Source organism: Scleromatobacter humisilvae (assembly GCF_023231945.1).
Lineage (GTDB): Bacteria > Pseudomonadota > Gammaproteobacteria > Burkholderiales > Burkholderiaceae_C > Scleromatobacter > Scleromatobacter humisilvae.
In genome coordinates, this window is sequence record NZ_JAJLJH010000018.1 from 1 (window position 1) to 16933 (window position 16933).

Below are 16933 nucleotides of genomic sequence, written 5' to 3' on the forward strand. Positions count from 1 at the left end.
GCGGACTACAACAAGGCCGCGGCGCAGGACACCGCCAACAACTACAACTTCCCGGCCAACAAGACGAGTGCCGTGTCGTACGGCGCGCAGCTGGAAATCTGGTTCTGATCCTTGTGTGATTCCCGCCGCGACCGACCGGGTCGCGGCGCATCTTGCAACCACGAATATCTGTACGGAGACAAACACATGTCCAAGCAATTCAGCCTGTCCGTCGTCGCGCTCGCCGCGATCCTCGGCATGAGCGCCGCCCAGGCGGACGAACTCGAAGTCCTGCACTGGTGGACGTCCGGCGGCGAGGCCAAGGCCGCTGCCGAACTGAAGAAGCAGATGGAAGCCGAAGGCCACACGTGGAAGGACTTCGCGGTCGCCGGCGGCGGCGGCGATTCCGCCATGACGGTGCTGAAGTCGCGCGTGATCTCGGGCAATGCCCCGGCGGCCGCGCAGATCAAGGGCCCGGCGCTGCAGGAGTGGGCCGCCGAAGGCGTGCTGGCCAACATCGACGACGTGGCCAAGGCCGAGAAGTGGGACGCCGTCCTGCCGCCGGTGGTGGCCAACGTCATGAAGTACAAGGGCCACTACATCGCCGCGCCGGTCAACGTGCACCGCGTGAACTGGCTGTGGGCCAACCCGGAAGCCTTCAAGAAGGCCGGCGCCAAGGTTCCGACGACCTGGGACGAGTTCTTCGTCGCCGGTGACAAGCTGAAGGCCGCGGGCATCATCCCGCTGGCCCACGGCGGCCAGAACTGGCAGGACTTCACCGTGTTCGAAGACGTCGTGATGGGCGTCGGCGGCCCCGAGTTCTATCGCAGCGCGCTGGTCAAGCTCGACCCCGCCGCGATCAACAGCCCGACGATGATCAAGGTGCTCGACACCTTCAAGAAGATCCACGGCTACACCGACAAGAACGCGCCCGGCCGCGACTGGAACCTGGCGACCGCGATGGTCATCAAGGGCGAGGCCGGCATGCAGCTGATGGGCGACTGGGCCAAGGGCGAGTTCCTGAACGCGGGCAAGGTCCCGGGCAAGGACTTCGTCTGCTCGCCGGCGCCGGGCACGGCCAAGGACTACACCTTCAACATCGACTCGTTCGCCATGTTCCAGCTGAAGAACAAGGACAACGAGAAGGCGCAGAAGGACCTGGCCAAGGCCATCATGTCGCCGTCGTTCCAGGAGCTGTTCAACCTGAACAAGGGCTCGATCCCGGTTCGCCTCGACGTCAAGCTCGACAAGTTCGACGACTGCGCCAAGGAATCGAACCGCGACTTCGTCGCCTCGTCCAAGGCCAACACGCTGCTGCCGTCGATCGCACACGGCATGGCCGTCCCGCCGGCCGCCGAAGGCGCCATCAAGGACGCCGTCAGCAAGTTCTGGAACGACGACAAGGAAACGTCCAAGGACGCCCAGGCCGAAATCCTGAAGGCGTCCAAGACGAAGTAATCGTCGTCCGACGAGCACTTTTTTCTTCTCCAATGGGCATTCGCCACGCGCGTTTTCCGCGCGCGTGGCGCTTTTTGCTCTTAAGCTCCTCGGGTCGCGGCCCCTGGCGAGCTTGATGCCCCCTCGGGCCCGGCCCTTGCCTGCGACGGCGTCGTCGCACAAGCCCGCCCCGACCGCGTTACGAAAGCCTCGCCGCTTCATGTCCCGACCCAAAGTCCCCAGCGCCTCCTGGCTGCCGAAGCTGGTCGTCGCGCCCAGCTTCCTGCTGTCGTTCTTCTTCATCTACGGCCTGATCGCGTGGAACGGCTACCTGTCGCTGTCCGCGTCGCACATGCTGCCGAACTACGAGTTCGTCGGCTTCTCCAACTACGCCGACCTGTTCGACAACGACCGCTTCCACGTCGCGCTGAAGAACATGGGCATCTTCGGCGTGCTGTTCATCGGCGGCTCGATGGTGCTGGGCCTGCTGCTGGCCATCCTGCTGGATCAGAAGATCCGCGGCGAAGGCGTACTGCGCACCATCTACCTGTACCCGATGGCGATCTCGTTCATCGTCACCGGCACCGCCTGGAAGTGGATCCTGAACCCCGGCCTGGGCATCGAGCACCTGGTGCAGAGCTGGGGCTTCAAGAACTTCCAGTTCGACTGGCTCGTCGATGACCAGCACGCGATCTACTGCATCGTCATCGCGGGCATCTGGCAGGCCTCGGGCTTCGTGATGGCGCTGTTCCTCGCCGGCCTGCGCGGCATCGACGACTCCATCATCAAGGCGGCGCAGATCGACGGCGCGAGCCTGCCGCGCATCTACTGGCGCATCGTCGTGCCGTCGCTGCGGCCCGTGTTCTTCAGCACGCTGATGGTGGTGAGCCATCTCGCGATCAAGAGCTTCGACCTCGTGATCGCGCTGACCGCGGGCGGCCCCGGCTACTCCACCGACCTGCCGGCCACCTTCATGTACGCGATGTCGTTCTCGCGCGGCCAGGTCGCGCTCGGCGCGGCCAGCGCCGAGATCATGCTCGCCACGGTGGCCGCCATCGTCGTGCCCTACCTGTACTCCGAACTGAGGACCAAGAAGTGAACCGGCCGCCGAGCTCTCTGACCTGGCATCGCATCGTCCTGTGGACGGCGCTGGTGCTGTTCGCGGTCTGGTTCCTGACACCGCTGTACGTGATGATCGTCACGTCGCTGAAGGACATGGACCAGATCCGCGGCGGCAACCTGATGGAGCCGCCGACCCACCTGAACTTCGCCTCCTGGGGCAAGGCCTGGAACCAGGCCTGCACCGGCACCGACTGCGGCGGCCTGAAGCCGTTCTTCATGAACAGCGTGTCGATGGTGGTGCCCGCGGTGGCGATCTCCACGACGCTGGGCATCGTCAACGGCTACGTGCTGTCGAAATGGCGCTTCCGCGGCAGCGAGGTGATGTTCGCGATGCTGCTGTTCGGCGTGTTCATGCCGATGCAGGTGGTGCTGCTGCCGATGAGCCAGATCCTCGGCTACTTCGGCATCGCCAGCTCCATCATCGGCCTGATCGTGATGCACGTGCTGGCGGGCATCCCGTCGACGACGCTGTTCTTCCGCAACTACTACGTGGGCCTACCCGACGAGCTGATCAAGGCGGCGATGCTGGACGGCGCGGGCTTCTGGCGCATCCTGTGGCGCGTGGTACTGCCGCTGTCGACGCCGATCCTCGTGGTGACGCTGATCTGGCAGTTCACCAACATCTGGAACGACTTCCTGTACGGGGTGGTCTTCTCGGGCGCGGATTCCAAGCCGATCACCGTCGGCCTGAACAATCTGGCCAACACGACCAGTTCGGTCAAGGAATACAACGTGGACATGGCCGCGGCGTTGATCGCCGCGCTGCCGACGCTGTTCGTCTACGTGGTTGCTGGCAAGTATTTCGTGCGCGGCCTGACGGCCGGCGCGGTGAAGGGATGATGAGATGGGTGCGCTGACGATCGCCAACGTACGCAAGACTTTCGGACAGGTCGAGATCCTCAAGGGGATCGACATCGATATCGAGGCAGGCGAATTCCTGATCCTGGTGGGACCGTCGGGCTGCGGCAAGTCCACGCTGCTCAACATCATCGCGGGCCTGGAGCTGCCCACCGACGGCTCGGTGAGCATCGGCGACCGCGACGTCACCTACGAGGCGCCGAAGGACCGCGACATCGCGATGGTGTTCCAGAGCTACGCGCTCTACCCGAACATGAACGTGGCGCAGAACATCGCCTTCGGCCTCGAGATGCGCAAGGTGCCCAAGGACAAGCGCGACGAGGCCGTGCAGCGCGTGGCCAAGATGCTGCAGATCGTGCCGCTGCTCGATCGCAAGCCGGGCCAGCTCTCGGGCGGCCAGCGCCAGCGCGTGGCAATGGGCCGCGCGCTCGCGCGCGATCCGAAGCTGTTCCTGTTCGACGAGCCGCTGTCCAATCTCGACGCCAAGCTGCGCGTCGAGATGCGCGCCGAGATCAAGCTGCTGCACCAGCGCACCAAGACGACCACCGTCTACGTCACGCACGACCAGGTCGAGGCGATGACGCTGGGCGACCGAATCGCCGTCATGAGCGGCGGCCGCGTGGAGCAGTTCGGCACGCCGGAAGACATCTACGCGCGCCCGGCCACGAAGTTCGTCGCCGAGTTCATCGGCTCGCCGGCGATGAACATGATCCCGGCGGTGCGCACCGGCACGGGCGTCTCGGCCAACGGCGTCGACCTGCCGCTGACCGCGCCGCAACGCGACGCGCTGCAGAAGAGCGCGGCCGGCAAGCTCACCTACGGCCTGCGTCCGGAGTCGGTGCAGTTCTCCGCTGACGGCGTGGCGGGCACGCTGCGCTTCACCGAGCCCACCGGCCCGGAAACCTACGCCACCGTGGAGACCGCGGTGGGCAACCTGACGCTTCGCGTGCCAGGCTACATGGCCGCCAAGGTCGGCGATGCGGTGCACGTCAAGTGGGCCGCGGAGGCCACGCACCTGTTCGACGGCGAGAGCGGCAAGCGCATCGGCTGATCGTCGGCAGCGGCAATCATCGAAGGGGCGCGACGCGGGTCACGCCCCTTTCTCATTCCAGCACGGGCTCGCAGCGGACCTCGCAGCGCACCGAGTTCGCGAGGAAGCATTCCTCGTGCGCCTGGTGGTGCAGCGCGGCCAGCGTCGCGGCGTCGGGCACGCGCGCGCCCGTCACGCGCACGCGCGGGCGCAGCGTGACGAGGTCGACCACCAGCTTGCCGGCGGCGTTGCGGCCCATGCGGCCGTCGGCGGCGTCCTCGTAGCTGTCGATGCAAAAGCCGGCGCGCGACGCGATGTCGAGGAACCACAGCATGTGGCAGCTCGAGAGCGAGGCGACGAAGGCCTCCTCGGGATCGACGGCGCGGGCGTCCGACATCGGCATCGGCACCACGTGCGGCGACGACGACGCGGGCACGACGGCGCCGCCATCGAAGCTCCAGGTGTGCGCGCGGCTGTAGCGCTTGCCGAGGAAGTCCGAATCGCCGACGCTCCAGCGGATCAGGGCGGTGTGCAGAGGCGCCATGATCGTTTTCCTTCAGGCGCGTCGGGCCGCGGTGACGAGCGCCTCGGCGAGCGGGACACGCTGACCCTCCAGCGCCGCGCGTTCGGGCTGCCACAGCGTGGCGACGAAGAAGGGATGGCCGTCGAGCTCGATCGCGCGCAGGTCGCCGTTCTCGTCTTCGGCCGTGCCACGCAACGGGCCGGCGGTGAGTGCCGCGCGGAACTCGGGGTTGAGGCCGTAGCGGCAGCGGTAGATCGTCGGCGCCGTCGCGGCCGCGTAGGCCCGCGCGATGAGGCTGCCGGGCGCGAGCGCCACGCTGCCGCGCGCCTCGACGAGCGAGCATTCGAGCGCCGCGATCACCGGCCGGCCGACGCCAGGGTCGCTCTCGGCGTGCATCGCGTCGGGCCAGTCCAGCACGTGGCGCGCGTATTCGAGGATCGCGTGCTGGAAGCCGCCGCAGGTGCCCAGCAACGGCCGCCCCGACGTGCGCGCGTAGCCGATCGCGCGCAGCGCGCCGTCCAGGCTGCGGTACGGGCTGCCCGGGGCGACCCAGAAGGCGTCGAAGCCCGCCAGGCGCGCGACGTCGTCGATGCGGTCGCTGGCGAGCCAGTCGAAGACGAGGTCGACGTCGAGCGCCGAGGCGGCGTTGGCCAGCGCCAGCGGGATCGCGAGATGCGCGGCGATGGCATCGTCGCGGTCGCCGACGATGCCGATGTTCACGAGTGTCGTCATCGCCGCTCCTTCAACGCGACGCCAGCGCGAGCTTCGCGCCGAGCGCGACGAACACCGCGCCCATCGTGCGGTTCAACCAGCGGCCGACCGCGGCGTCCACGTTCAGCCGCCGGCTTGCGAACGCGGTGAACAGCGCCAGCGCGTGGCACCACAGCATGCCGTTGATGTCGAAGATCGCGCCGAGCACGATGAACGCGAGCGGCTTCGACGGCGCGTCCGGCGCGATGAACTGCGGCACGAACGCAAGGAAGAACAGCGCCACCTTCGGGTTGAGCACGTTGGTGAGGAAGCCCTGGCGGAAGATGTCGCGATAGCGCAGCACGCGCGGCGCGACGTCGACCGCCTGCGCGGCCTCGCCCCTGGCGCGCAGCATGCCGATGCCGATCCACACGAGGTAGGCGGCGCCGATCACCTTGACGACCGCGAACGCCGTGGCCGACGTCGCCAGCAGCGCCGACAGCCCGAGCGCCGCCGCGAAGACGTGCACGAACACGCCGCTGCCCACGCCCCAGCACGCGACGAAGCCGGCGCGCCAGCCCTGCGTCGCGCTGCGGGCCATGATGAACAGCGAGTCGGGCCCGGGCGTGATGTTGAGCAGCAGCCCGGAGACGATGAACAGCCACAGGTGTTGGGTTCCGGCCATGCGGCCCTCCGCGTCGAAAGAGAACCGCATCATCGCGCCGTCGCCGGATGCAGTAAACGCCACCCGGAGAACTTCTTTGTTGCGTCCAGCGGATTAATATCCGGCGATGGACAAGCTCCGCGCCATGAAGACCTTCGTGCAGATCGCCGACGACGGCAGCCTGACCGCCGCGGCCGGCGCGCTGGGCATGTCGCTGCCGGCGGTCGTGCGCAGCCTCGCCGCGCTGGAAGCGGAGCTCGGGGCGCGCCTGTTTCAGCGCACCACGCGCCGGCTCGCGTTGACGCACGAGGGCCTGCAATACCTGGCGCGCAGCCGCGACATCCTCGCCGCCGTCGCCGAGGCCGACGCGAGCCTTGCAGACGAGACGCAGGCCCCGCGCGGCCGGCTCACGGTCACCGCGCCGGTGCTGCTCGGGCAGCGCGTCGTGGCCGACTTCGTCACGCGCTTCGTCGGCGCCAACCCGCGCATCCGCTGCAGCGTCCAGCTGCTCGATCGCTACGTCGACCTGGTGGACGAAGGGGTCGACGTGGGCATCCGCATCGGCGCGCTGGAGGATTCGTCGCTGGTCGCGCTGCGGCTCGGCGAGGTGCGGCAGGTGGTCGTCGCGAGCCCGCAGTTCCTGCGCCGCACGGGCACGCCGAAGCATCCGGCCGAGCTGCGCACGCGTCCGTGCGTTCGGCTCGCCGGCCCGGCGCGCCCGGGCTGGCCGTTCCACGACAGCGGACGCAGGTTGCATGTCGCGGTGGACGGCCCGCTCGACTTCAACCACGCCGGCGCGGCGCTGCTCGCCTGCGAACAGGGCGCCGGCTTCGGCCAGTTCTTCTCCTACCAGGTGCAGGACGCGCTGCGCGACAAGCGGCTGCGCATCGTGCTGGCCGACTTCGAATCGCCGCCGCAGCCCGTCAGCATCGTCTACCCGCACGCGCGGCTGCTGCCGGCGCGCACGCGGGCATTCATCGAGGCCGCGAAACGCGAACTGGCGCCGCTCTTCTAACGGAGCAGCGGCAAGTTGCCGACGCCGAAGTTCATCGCGTTGAGGATGTCGCCGTTGTCCTGCGACAGCTCCCACGCGAACACGCCGGCCAGCCCGGCCTCGCGCGCGAAGCGGCCCTTGGCGATGACGGCGCGCGGGTCGTCGTAGCCCATGAACAGCGCGTTGCGGGCGTTGTAGAGGTTCCAGGCCTGCGTCGTCGGGTCATACACCACCTGGTATCCGTGCAGTCCGTTGCCCGCGCGGTCGATGTAGCGTGACGCGAGCTCGCGCCAGTCGCTCGCACCTTCCGGCGCCGGGTACGTTCCGGTGTGCGGCTCGCCGCTGAAGCCGTGCCCCGGCGCGGGCTTGCCCACGCCCGTGAAGCCGCGGCCGTACATCGCGACGCCCGCCACGAGCTTGCCCGCGGGCACGCCGGCGCCGGTCATCGTCCTCACCGCGGCGTCGAGGCCGTCCTCCGCGCCGTCGGCGCTGGCGCGCGGCGAGGTGTGGTTGCCGGTCGCCTTCGTCCAGCTGCCGTAGTTGTCGTAGGTCATCATGAAGATGTAGTCCATCGACTTCGCGGCGTCGCGGTAGTTCACCTTGTCGACGATCACGTGCTGGGTGTTGATCGCGGCGGTCAGGATGTACTTGTGGCCGTTCTGCGCGGTGAGGGTGTCGAGCGCGCCGCGCAGCGCCGCCATCAGGTCGGCGTACCCCTGGCCGTCGGCCGGCGAGCCGAGCTGCACGCCGTTGGCGGCGCCGTTGTTGGTGGGATGCTCCCAGTCGATGTCGATGCCGTCGAACGCCGGATGCGTGCGCAGGAAGTCCGCCGCCGACGTCGCGAACGCGGCACGCGGCGCGGCGTCGTCTGCGATGAGGAACAGCGGATCGGAACCGCCCCAGCCGCCCACCGACGCCACCACCTTCACGTGCGGCGCGCGCGCCTTCAGGCGCGCGAACGCCGCATTGAAACTGTCGTCGATCGCCGACGTGGCGAGCTGATAGTCGCCCTTGCCCTCGCACTTCGGCGCATCCTCGGGCAACTGCCCCGGCCCGCAGACGTGCAGGAAGGCGTAGATGACGTGCGTGACGCTGTCGCCGTGCAGCGCGTCGACGAGCGCCGTCGGCTGCCAGTTGGGCGTGTAGACACCGACGATCTTGCCGCCGCTGCGTTCCCATTCGAGCGGCTTGCCGCCGAACAGCGGGTACGGCGCCGTGGTCGACCCCGCTGCGCCTGCCGGCCACGCCAGCATCGGTGCCAGGGCGATCGCGATGGCGAGCAGGCGGCGGCCGAATCCGGGAGCGATGGCAGGCGTCATGGGAGAGCGATGTCGTTCGGGCGCAGCTCGACCCACTCGAACCACTTTAGTACCACTATATATCCAATTCGAGCGGATCGGGAAGGTCGCATCGCGAGACCCGTGCACTACATTGCCACCATGACCGATCCCCAGAACGATCTGCAGCGCGCGTTCCAGCTGCATCAGGGCGGGCAACTGGCTGCCGCCATCGCCCTGTATCGACAGGTGCTGCCCGGGCAACCGTCGAATGCGCACCTGTCGTATCTGCTGGGCACCGCGCTGCTGCAGACGGGCGAGGCGGCCGAAGGCTCGGACTTTCTTCGACGCTCGCTGGAACTCGATCCCGGCAACGTCGGTGCGATCAACAATCTCGGCATCGCGTTCAAGGAGCAGTGCCGGCTGGACGAGGCCCTCGCCTGCTTCGACAAGGCCATCGCGATGCAGCCCGACGGCGTCGATGCCCACAACAACCGCGGCGTCGTCCTGAAGGACCTGCGGCGGCTCGGCGAAGCCGTCGCGAGCTACGACAAGGTGATCGCGCTGCGTCCGGGCCATGCCGAGGCGCACAACAACCGCGGCAACGCGTTGCACGAACTCCGGCGATTCGACGAGGCGCTCGCCAGCTGCGACCGCGCCATCGCGCTGAAGCCGGACTATGCGGACGCGCACACGAACCGGGCGCGCGCCCTCGAAGCGCTTGGCCGCGCACAAGAGGCCATCGCGAGCCTGGACCAGGCGATCCTTGCGCAGCCGAAGCGCGCCGACCGGCATGCGGAGCGCGCCCTCGCGCTGCGGCGCCTCGGCCGGCTGGACGAGGCGATCGCGAGCTTCGACCGCGCGCTCGCGCTCGATGCCAACGATGTCGAGACCTGCGTCAACAAGGGCGCCACGCTGGGCGAACTGAACCGCTTCGACGAGGCGCTGGCGAGCCTCGACCGGGCGCTCACGCTCCAGCCCCGGCATCCGGCGGCGCACAGCAACCGCGGCCTGGTCTTGAAGGACATGGGGCGGCTGGACGAGGCATTGGCCAGCTTCGACCAGGCCATCGGCCTCTTCCCCGACTACGTCGATGCCCACAACAACAAGGGCACCGCCTTGTTCGACGCCGGCCGGCTGGACGAGGCCCAGGCGTGCTTCGACAAGAGCATCGAGCTCAATCCCGGCGTCGCGCTGTCGCATTCGAACCGGGCCGCCGTGCTGCTGCGTCGCAATCGGCTCGATGACGCGCTGGCCACCTACGACCAGGCCATCGCGCTCGATCCGGCCCAGACGCGGACGGCGTTCTACAAGGCCGGCACGCTGATCCTGCGCGGCGACTACCTCGAGGGCTGGGAGCTCTACGAGCGGCGCGTGGAACAGGCCCACCTGAAATCCCACTTCCCGACGTTTCCCCGATCGTCCTGGCGCGGGCAGCACAGCATCGCGGGCCAGCGCATCTTCATCCACTCCGAGCAGGGATTCGGCGACGTCGTCCAGTTCTGCCGCTACCTGCCGCTGGTCAGCCTGCTGGGCGCCGAAATCGTCTTCGAGGTTCCCGGACCGCTGGTCTCGCTGCTCTCGACGCTGCGCTGCGACATGACCCTGGTCGCGCAAGGCGCGCCGCGGCCGGACTTCGATGCCTATTGCCCGGTGATGAGCCTGCCCTTCGTGTTCAAGACGACGACGGAGACCGTTCCCGCGCGGACGCCCTACCTGTCCTGCGACCCGGCCCGAGTGGCCCTCTGGCAGCAACGGCTCGGTCCCCGGTCGCGCTTGCGGGTCGGCCTCGCGTGGTCCGGCTCGTCGACCCACAAGAACGACCGCAATCGAAGCATGCGGCTGGACACGCTGGGGCCGCTGATGGACCTGCCAATCGACTGGCATTCGCTGCAAAAGGAATATCGGCCACGCGACGTGGCGTCGCTGGCCCGGCTGCCGCAGCTCCGGCAGCATCAGGACGAGATCGAAGACTTCGCCGACACGGCCGCGCTCGCGCACTGCATGGACGTCGTCATCTCGGTCGACACCAGCGTCGCGCACGTCGCCGGCGCGCTCGGCAAGCCCGTCTGGATCCTGCTGGCGCATGCGCCCGACTATCGCTGGCTGCTGGGTCGAGCCGATTCGCCCTGGTATCCGACGGCCCGCCTGTTCCGCCAACCCGGGGCGGACGACTGGGCCGCGGTGGTCGAGCAGGTTCGCGGACGATTGCTCGAGATGATGGATCCGGCTGCATCGTCAATCCGCGCAGGCCGGTGAACGCCGCAACGTCGGCGTGAGTCGAATCGCCTCTCGCGGGAACATCGATTGCTCGACCGTCGCCCTGCCACCTGCCTCGGACATCGCTTGGACCCGCATCCGAAAGACCTCGTCGTCGCGCGCCCCGAAGGCCTCTATTGCCCGCCGGGCGACTTCTTCATCGACCCGTGGCAGCCGGTCGCGCAGGCGCTGATCACGCACGCGCACGGCGACCACCTGCGCATGGGCCATGGCCGCTACCTGACGGCCGAGGCGGGCCGGCACGTGGTGACGCACCGCGTCGGACCGGTCGACCTGCAGACGCTCGCGTACGGCGAGGCGATCACGCATCGCGGCGTGAAGATCTCGTTCCATCCCGCGGGGCACGTGCTCGGCTCGGCGCAGATCCGCCTGGAGCACGAGGGCCGGGTCTGGGTCGTCTCGGGCGACTACAAGACCGGCCCGGACGCGACCTGCGCGCCCTTCGAGCCGGTGCGCTGCGACGTCTTCATCACCGAGTCGACGTTCGGCCTGCCGGTGTTCCGCTGGGCGCCGCAGCAGGACGTGTTCGACTCGATCAACGCCTGGTGGCGCGACAACGCCGAGGCCGGCCGCGCGTCCGTCGTATACGCGTATTCGTTCGGCAAGGCGCAGCGCGTGCTGACGGGGCTCGATCCGTCCATCGGAACGATCGTCGTGCACGGCGCCGTCGCGGCGATGGACGAGGCCTACCGGCAGTCGGGCGTGGCGCTGCCGCCGACCAGGAGCGTGCTGGAGGCGACGCCTGCCGAACTGCGGCGCTGCCTCGTCGTGGCGCCGCCGTCGGCGCAGGCCAGCGCCTGGCTGAAGCGCTTCGGCGACTACAGCGACGCCTTCGCCTCCGGCTGGATGCTGCTGCGCGGCGCGCGCCGGCGGCGCAACGTCGACCGCGGCTTCATCCTGTCCGACCACGCCGACTGGCCAGGCCTGCTGGAGGCGATCGCGGCGAGCGGCGCGCCGCGCGTGATCGTCACGCACGGCTACGTCGAGCCGCTGGTGCGCTTTCTCGCCGAACAAGGCCTGGAGTCCGGTGCGTTCAAGACGCAATACGGCGACGACGAGGACGTCAAGGAGGCCGAGGAACCCGTGCCGGCCGAGGCGCCATGAAGGAGTTCGCGGCCCTGTTCTCGGCGCTCGATTCGACGACGTCGACGAAGAAGAAGACCGACGCGCTGCTGTTGTACTTCCAGCGCGCGCAGCCGGCGGATGCCGCATGGGCGCTCTACTTCCTCGCCGGCGGCAAGCCGCGCCAGACCGTGCCCACCGGCCTGCTGCGCAGCGCCGCGCGCGAGGCGGCCGGCATTCCGGAATGGCTGTTCGACGAGAGCTACGACGTCGTCGGCGACCTGGCCGAGACCATTGCCCACGTGCTGCCGCCGGCGCCGCGGACGATCGAGCTGCCGCTGCACGTGTGGATCGAGGAGCGGCTGCTCGCGCTGCGCGGCCAGGCGCCCGAGGCGATCTCCGCGGCGCTCAAGAACTACTGGAACGAGCTCGATACCCCGGGCCGTTTCCTGCTGACCAAGCTGATCGGCGGCAGCTTCCGCGTCGGCGTCGCCAGGAGCCTCGTGCTGCGCGCGCTGGCGGAGGCCACGGGCATCGACGCGAAGCTGCTCGCGCAACGGCTCATGGGCTACACCGACAAGAGCCACGCGCCCGATGCCGCGCGCTATGCGTTGCTGGTCGATCCGTCGCAGGCGTCGTCGCCGGCCGAGTCGGGCCAGCCGTATCCGTTCTTCCTCGCGCATCCGTTCCAGGCCGCGATCGAGACACTGGGCGACCTGGCCGACTGGCAGGTCGAATGGAAGTGGGACGGCATCCGCGCGCAGTTCATCCGCCGCGGCGCGGCTTCGTGGCTGTGGTCGCGCGGCGAGGACCTGCTCAACGGCCGCTTCCCCGAGATCGACGCGATGCATGCGCAGCTGCCCGACCACACGGTGCTGGACGGCGAGATCGTCGTCTGGCGCGACGGCCGCGTGCAGCCCTTCGCCGACCTGCAGAAGCGCATCGGCCGCAAGACCGTGACGAAGAAGATCCTCGCGGACCTGCCGGTCGCGTTCCTGGCCTACGACCTGCTCGAGGCCGACGGCGTCGACATCCGCGACTGGCCGCAGTGGCAGCGCCGCGAGCGACTCGAGCAGATCGTCGCCGGTGCCTCGCTCGGCGCGAACGATCCGCTGCAGATCTCGCCGCTCGTCGACGCGCCGGACTGGCCGACGCTCGCGGCGCTGCGCGGCGAATCGCGCGCCCGCGGCGTCGAGGGCTTCATGCTCAAGCAACGCGAGGGCCGCTACGGCGCGGGCCGCACCAAGGACGTGGGCACGTGGTGGAAATGGAAGATCGATCCGTACAGCGTCGACGCGGTGCTGATCTACGCGCAGAGCGGCCACGGGCGGCGCGCCAATCTCTACACGGATCTCACGTTCGGTGTCTGGGACGGCGTGGCCGGCGACGAGGCCAATCCGCGGCGGCTCGTGCCGTTCGCGAAGGCGTATTCGGGCCTGACCGACGACGAGATGCGCCAGGTCGACCAGCGCATCCGCCAGACGACCACCGAGAAGTTCGGCCCGGTGCGCAGCGTGACGCCGACGCTGGTCGTCGAGCTCGGCTTCGAGGGCATCCAGGCCTCGCCGCGCCACAAGTCCGGGATCGCGGTGCGCTTTCCGCGCATGCTGCGGCTGCGTTGGGACAAGCCCGTCGACGAGGCCGACACGCTGCGGACGCTGCGCGACTTCATCGCCGAGTCCGCCGCGCTGAAGAATCCGGCATGACCCGCCCGGTGTCGCGCGCCGCCGTCGAACGCTGGCTCGCGACGCGCGGGTGGAAGCCATTCGCGTTCCAGCGCGAGGTCTGGCACGCGATGGCCGAGGGCCGCAGCGGGCTGCTGCATGCGAACACCGGCACCGGCAAGACGCTCGCGGCGTGGCTGGGAGCGCTGCAGGCCTTGAGAGTCGAGGCGCCGCCGGCGCGAGTGCGCGCGAAGCCGGTCGCGCCGCCGCTGTCGGTGCTGTGGATCACGCCGATGCGCGCGCTCGCCGCCGACACCACGCGCGCGCTGCGCGATCCGATGACGGACCTCGCGCCGACGTGGACGATCGGTCTGCGCAGCGGCGATACCACCTCGGCCGAACGCAGCGCACAGGACCGGCGCCTGCCGACCGTGCTCGTCACGACGCCCGAGAGCCTGACGCTGCAGCTCGCGCGCGCCGATGCGCTGGACACGCTCGCGCACGTGCAGCTGGTCGTCGTCGACGAGTGGCACGAGCTGCTGGGCAACAAGCGCGGCGTGCAGGTGCAGCTCGCGTTGGCGCGGCTGCGGCAGCGGCGTCCGGATCTGATCTGCTGGGCCTTGTCGGCGACGCTGGGCAACCTCGAAGAAGCGCTGGCCACGCTCGTGGGCGTGCGCGCGCCCGCGCGTGACGCGAGCGCGCCCGAGCCCGCGCTGGTGCGCGGCGAGGTCGCCAAGACCATCGTCATCGACACGCTGCTGCCCGAGCGCGCCGAGCGTTTCTCGTGGGGCGGCCACATGGGCCTGCGCATGCTGCCGCAGGTCGTGCAGGCGATCGAGGAAGGCGGCACGACGCTGGTGTTCACCAACACGCGATCGCAGGCCGAGCGCTGGTACCAGGCGCTGCTGGAGGCGCGCCCCGACTGGGCCGGCGTGATCGCGCTGCATCACGGCTCGCTCGCGAAGGAGGTGCGCGACTGGGTCGAGCAAGGCCTGAAGGCGGGCACGCTGCGCGCGGTGGTCTGCACGTCCAGCCTGGATCTGGGCGTCGACTTCCTGCCGGTCGACCGCGTGCTGCAGATCGGCTCGGCCAAGGGCATCGCGCGGCTTCTGCAGCGCGCCGGCCGTTCGGGCCATGCGCCGGGACGGCCGTCGCGCGTCACGCTGGTGCCGACGCACAGCCTCGAGCTGGTGGAGGCCGCGGCGGCGCGCCACGCGGCGCAGGCCGGCCAGGTGGAACGGCGCCACTCGCCGCACGAGCCGCTGGACGTGCTGGTGCAGCACCTCGTGACCATCGCGCTCGGCGGCGGCTTCGTGCCGGACGCGCTGTACGAGGAGGTGCGCACCACGACCGCGTACCGCGACCTCGACGCGTCGAACTGGCAGTGGTGCCTGGACTTCGTGCGCCAGGGCGGACCGACGCTGGCGTCCTACCCGGACTTCCAGCGCGTCGCGCCCGACGAGCTGGGCGTCTGGCGCGTGCCCGACGCGCGGCTCGCGCGCCGGCATCGCGTCAACATCGGCACCATCGTCAGCGACGCCAGCATCAACGTGCAGTACCAGACCGGCGGCCCGCTGGGCAGCGTGGAGGAGAGCTTCGTCGCGCGCATGAAGCCGGGCGACTGCTTCCTGTTCGGCGGCCGGATGCTGGAGCTGATCCGCATCCACCAGATGACCGCCTACGTGAAGAAGGCGCCGCCCGGGCGCGGCGCCGTGCCGCGCTGGAACGGCGGGCGCATGCCCTTGTCCAACACGCTGGCCGACGCGGTGCTGCGCGAGCTCGACGCGGCCGACCACGACGTCTTCGACAGCCCCGAGATGCAGTGCGTGCGCCCGTTGCTGGACATCCAGCGCCGCTGGTCCGCGCTGCCCACGCCCACCGCGCTGGTCGCCGAGACCTGGAAGGATCGCGAGGGCTGGCACCTGTTCCTCTATCCGTTCGCGGGCCGCCAGGTCCACCTTGGCCTCGCGAGCCTGCTGGCCTGGCGCGCGGCGCAGCCGGAGCAGGCGACGTTCTCGATCGCGATCAACGACTACGGCCTCGAGCTGCTCAGCGCGCGCGAGATCGCGTGGGCCGAGCGCCTGCCCGCGTTGCTGGTCGTGCCCGACGAGCCGAATGCGCTGCTGTCGGAAGTGCTGGCGAGCCTCAACGCGACCGAACTCTCGCGGCGGCGCTTCCGCGAGATCGCGCGCATCGCCGGGCTGATCTTCCAGTCGCATCCGGGCGAGCGCCAGTCCAACCGGCAGCTGCAGGCGTCGGCCGGGCTCTACTTCGACGTGTTCCAGAAATACGACCCCGGCAACCGCTTGCTCGCGCAGGCCGAGAGCGAGTTGCTGAGCCAGGAGCTGGACGTCGCGCAACTCGCCGCCGCGCTGCGGCGCATGAGCGGGCAGCGGCTGGTCGCGATCACGCTTGCGCGGCCGTCGCCGCTCGCGTTCCCGCTGATGGTCGAGCGCTTCCGCGAGAAGCTGAGCAACGAGTCGCTGTCCGATCGCATCGCGCGCATGGTCGCCGACCTCGAGGGCCGCGCCGGTGGCGACGCGGTCGGCACGGCGCACGAGGACGCCAAGACGGTGTTCGCGCGGCCCGCGATGGCGGAGACGGCGACCGAGGCGATCCAGCTCGATCGCGTCGATCCGCCAAGGCGCGCGCCGCGATCGCGCCGCAGGCCGCGTGCATGAACGGCGCACAACTGCTCCGGCTCGACGGCGACGAACTCTGGCTGCTGCCGGAGCGGGCCGCGTGGCATGCGGACTCGCGCACGCTGTTCATCGCGGACCTGCACCTCGGCAAGTCCGCGACGTTCCGTGCCCGCGGGCTGCCGGTGCCTTCGGGCACGACGCTGGAGAACCTGCAGCGGCTGGCGACGCTGGTGCGGGAGCACGCCGCGCAACGCGTCGTCTTCCTCGGCGACCTGCTGCATTCGAAGCACGCGCAACGCGCCGCCGCCATCGCGCCGCTGCATGCCTGGCGCGCGGCGCACGCGGGGCTGCGCTGCGTGCTCGTGCGCGGCAACCACGAATCGCATGCCGGCGATCCGCCGCCGTCGCTCGGCTTCGAGATCGTCGACGAGCCCTGGCCCGTGGATGGAACTGCTGCCCTCGTCGGCTGCCATCACCCGCAGCGCGTCGACGTTGGCACCGTGCTCGCGGGCCACTGGCATCCCGCGATCACGTTGTTCGGACCGGCCCGCGATCGCCAGCGCCTCGCGTGCTTCTGCCTGATCGACGGCCTGCTCGTGCTGCCCGCCTTCGGCGCATTCACGGGCAGCAGTCCGCACGCGCCGCCGGCCGGATCGACCTGCTATCCCGTCGGCGGCGATCGCGTCTGGCCGGGCCTTCGCGTCGACTAGC

14 protein-coding genes are annotated in these 16933 nt (G+C 69.6%); 10 read left to right on the top strand and 4 right to left on the bottom strand.

All coding sequences use genetic code 11. The features are described from left to right. Positions 1–186 precede the first annotated feature (186 nt). The 4 genes from LPC04_RS28430 (at position 187) to LPC04_RS28445 (ending at position 4447) form a co-directional block, all read left to right on the top strand. Positions 187–1437, top strand: coding sequence for an ABC transporter substrate-binding protein (locus LPC04_RS28430; protein WP_275685717.1), 1251 nt, complete (start codon positions 187–189; stop codon positions 1435–1437). Positions 1438–1636: 199 nt separating this feature from the next. Continuing rightward, entirely contained in the window at positions 1637–2515 is an 879-nt protein-coding gene (locus LPC04_RS28435; RefSeq protein WP_275685718.1) for a carbohydrate ABC transporter permease, read from the top strand. A gap of 17 nt (positions 2516–2532) precedes the next feature. After that, positions 2533–3378 carry a carbohydrate ABC transporter permease gene (locus LPC04_RS28440; RefSeq protein WP_275685756.1) on the top strand — a complete coding sequence of 282 codons (846 nt, stop codon included), beginning with the start codon at positions 2533–2535 and terminating at the stop codon, positions 3376–3378. Between the two features lie 4 nt (positions 3379–3382). Beyond that, the gene (locus tag LPC04_RS28445; RefSeq protein ID WP_275685719.1) at positions 3383–4447 is read left to right on the top strand and encodes an ABC transporter ATP-binding protein; all 1065 of its coding nucleotides are present in this window, start codon (positions 3383–3385) and stop codon (positions 4445–4447) included. A gap of 52 nt (positions 4448–4499) precedes the next feature. On the opposite strand, the gene LPC04_RS28450 is transcribed toward LPC04_RS28445, so the two are convergent. Genes LPC04_RS28450 through LPC04_RS28460 form a run of 3 tightly spaced genes read right to left on the bottom strand, consistent with a single transcriptional unit; the run spans position 4500 to position 6324 of the window. After that, positions 4500–4970, bottom strand: a complete 471-nt coding sequence (locus LPC04_RS28450) for an OsmC family protein (protein ID WP_275685720.1) — start codon at positions 4968–4970, stop codon at positions 4500–4502. A 12-nt stretch (positions 4971–4982) separates the two neighbouring features. Continuing rightward, positions 4983–5681: a CTP synthase C-terminal region-related (seleno)protein gene (locus LPC04_RS28455; protein WP_275685721.1), complete on the bottom strand. Its 699-nt coding sequence runs from the start codon at positions 5679–5681 to the stop codon at positions 4983–4985. Positions 5682–5691: 10 nt separating this feature from the next. Continuing rightward, on the bottom strand, positions 5692–6324 hold the full coding sequence (locus LPC04_RS28460; RefSeq protein WP_275685722.1) for a LysE family translocator: 633 nt from the start codon (positions 6322–6324) through the stop codon (positions 5692–5694). 106 nt (positions 6325–6430) lie between these two features. On the opposite strand from LPC04_RS28460, the gene LPC04_RS28465 reads away from it, so the two are divergent. Next, positions 6431–7318, top strand: a complete 888-nt coding sequence (locus LPC04_RS28465) for a LysR family transcriptional regulator (protein ID WP_275685723.1) — start codon at positions 6431–6433, stop codon at positions 7316–7318. Here LPC04_RS28465 and LPC04_RS28470 read toward each other — a convergent pair. Further along, positions 7315–8616: a glycoside hydrolase family 18 protein gene (locus LPC04_RS28470; protein ID WP_275685724.1), complete on the bottom strand. Its 1302-nt coding sequence runs from the start codon at positions 8614–8616 to the stop codon at positions 7315–7317. The two genes, LPC04_RS28465 and LPC04_RS28470, sit on opposite strands and share 4 nt — an antisense overlap. Positions 8617–8736: 120 nt before the next feature. Here LPC04_RS28470 and LPC04_RS28475 point away from each other — a divergent pair, with 120 nt between their 5' ends. The 5 genes from LPC04_RS28475 (at position 8737) to pdeM (ending at position 16932) form a co-directional block, all read left to right on the top strand. Beyond that, positions 8737–10833, top strand: a complete 2097-nt coding sequence (locus LPC04_RS28475; RefSeq protein ID WP_275685725.1) for a tetratricopeptide repeat protein — start codon at positions 8737–8739, stop codon at positions 10831–10833. Between the two features lie 87 nt (positions 10834–10920). Next, positions 10921–11958 (top strand): ligase-associated DNA damage response exonuclease, encoded by a 1038-nt coding sequence (locus tag LPC04_RS28480; protein WP_275685726.1) that lies wholly within the window; start codon positions 10921–10923, stop codon positions 11956–11958. Then, complete coding sequence (locus LPC04_RS28485) at positions 11955–13622, top strand: ATP-dependent DNA ligase (RefSeq protein WP_275685727.1); 1668 nt, start codon at positions 11955–11957, stop codon at positions 13620–13622. The genes LPC04_RS28480 and LPC04_RS28485 overlap by 4 nt, the downstream gene beginning before the upstream one ends. After that, positions 13619–16261: a ligase-associated DNA damage response DEXH box helicase gene (locus LPC04_RS28490; protein WP_275685728.1), complete on the top strand. Its 2643-nt coding sequence runs from the start codon at positions 13619–13621 to the stop codon at positions 16259–16261. Before LPC04_RS28485 ends, LPC04_RS28490 begins: the two co-directional genes overlap by 4 nt. After that, a complete protein-coding gene (gene pdeM, locus LPC04_RS28495) occupies positions 16258–16932 on the top strand; it encodes a ligase-associated DNA damage response endonuclease PdeM (protein ID WP_275685729.1) in 675 nt (224 codons plus the stop codon). Before LPC04_RS28490 ends, pdeM begins: the two co-directional genes overlap by 4 nt. The last annotated feature ends 1 nt before the right edge of the window (position 16933 follow it).

What these genes read in the sequence shown, in the direction of transcription:
- LPC04_RS28430 (WP_275685717.1), top strand. Translation starts at nt 187, where the DNA reads ATGTCCAAGCAATTCAGCCTGTCCGTCGTCGCGCTCGCCGCGATCCTC.
- LPC04_RS28435 (WP_275685718.1), top strand. Translation starts at nt 1,637, where the DNA reads ATGTCCCGACCCAAAGTCCCCAGCGCCTCCTGGCTGCCGAAGCTGGTC.
- LPC04_RS28445 (WP_275685719.1), top strand. Translation starts at nt 3,383, where the DNA reads ATGGGTGCGCTGACGATCGCCAACGTACGCAAGACTTTCGGACAGGTC.
- LPC04_RS28450 (WP_275685720.1), bottom strand. Translation starts at nt 4,970, where the DNA reads ATGGCGCCTCTGCACACCGCCCTGATCCGCTGGAGCGTCGGCGATTCG.
- LPC04_RS28455 (WP_275685721.1), bottom strand. Translation starts at nt 5,681, where the DNA reads ATGACGACACTCGTGAACATCGGCATCGTCGGCGACCGCGACGATGCC.
- LPC04_RS28460 (WP_275685722.1), bottom strand. Translation starts at nt 6,324, where the DNA reads ATGGCCGGAACCCAACACCTGTGGCTGTTCATCGTCTCCGGGCTGCTG.
- LPC04_RS28465 (WP_275685723.1), top strand. Translation starts at nt 6,431, where the DNA reads ATGGACAAGCTCCGCGCCATGAAGACCTTCGTGCAGATCGCCGACGAC.
- LPC04_RS28470 (WP_275685724.1), bottom strand. Translation starts at nt 8,616, where the DNA reads ATGACGCCTGCCATCGCTCCCGGATTCGGCCGCCGCCTGCTCGCCATC.
- LPC04_RS28475 (WP_275685725.1), top strand. Translation starts at nt 8,737, where the DNA reads ATGACCGATCCCCAGAACGATCTGCAGCGCGCGTTCCAGCTGCATCAG.
- LPC04_RS28485 (WP_275685727.1), top strand. Translation starts at nt 11,955, where the DNA reads ATGAAGGAGTTCGCGGCCCTGTTCTCGGCGCTCGATTCGACGACGTCG.
- LPC04_RS28490 (WP_275685728.1), top strand. Translation starts at nt 13,619, where the DNA reads ATGACCCGCCCGGTGTCGCGCGCCGCCGTCGAACGCTGGCTCGCGACG.
- pdeM (WP_275685729.1), top strand. Translation starts at nt 16,258, where the DNA reads ATGAACGGCGCACAACTGCTCCGGCTCGACGGCGACGAACTCTGGCTG.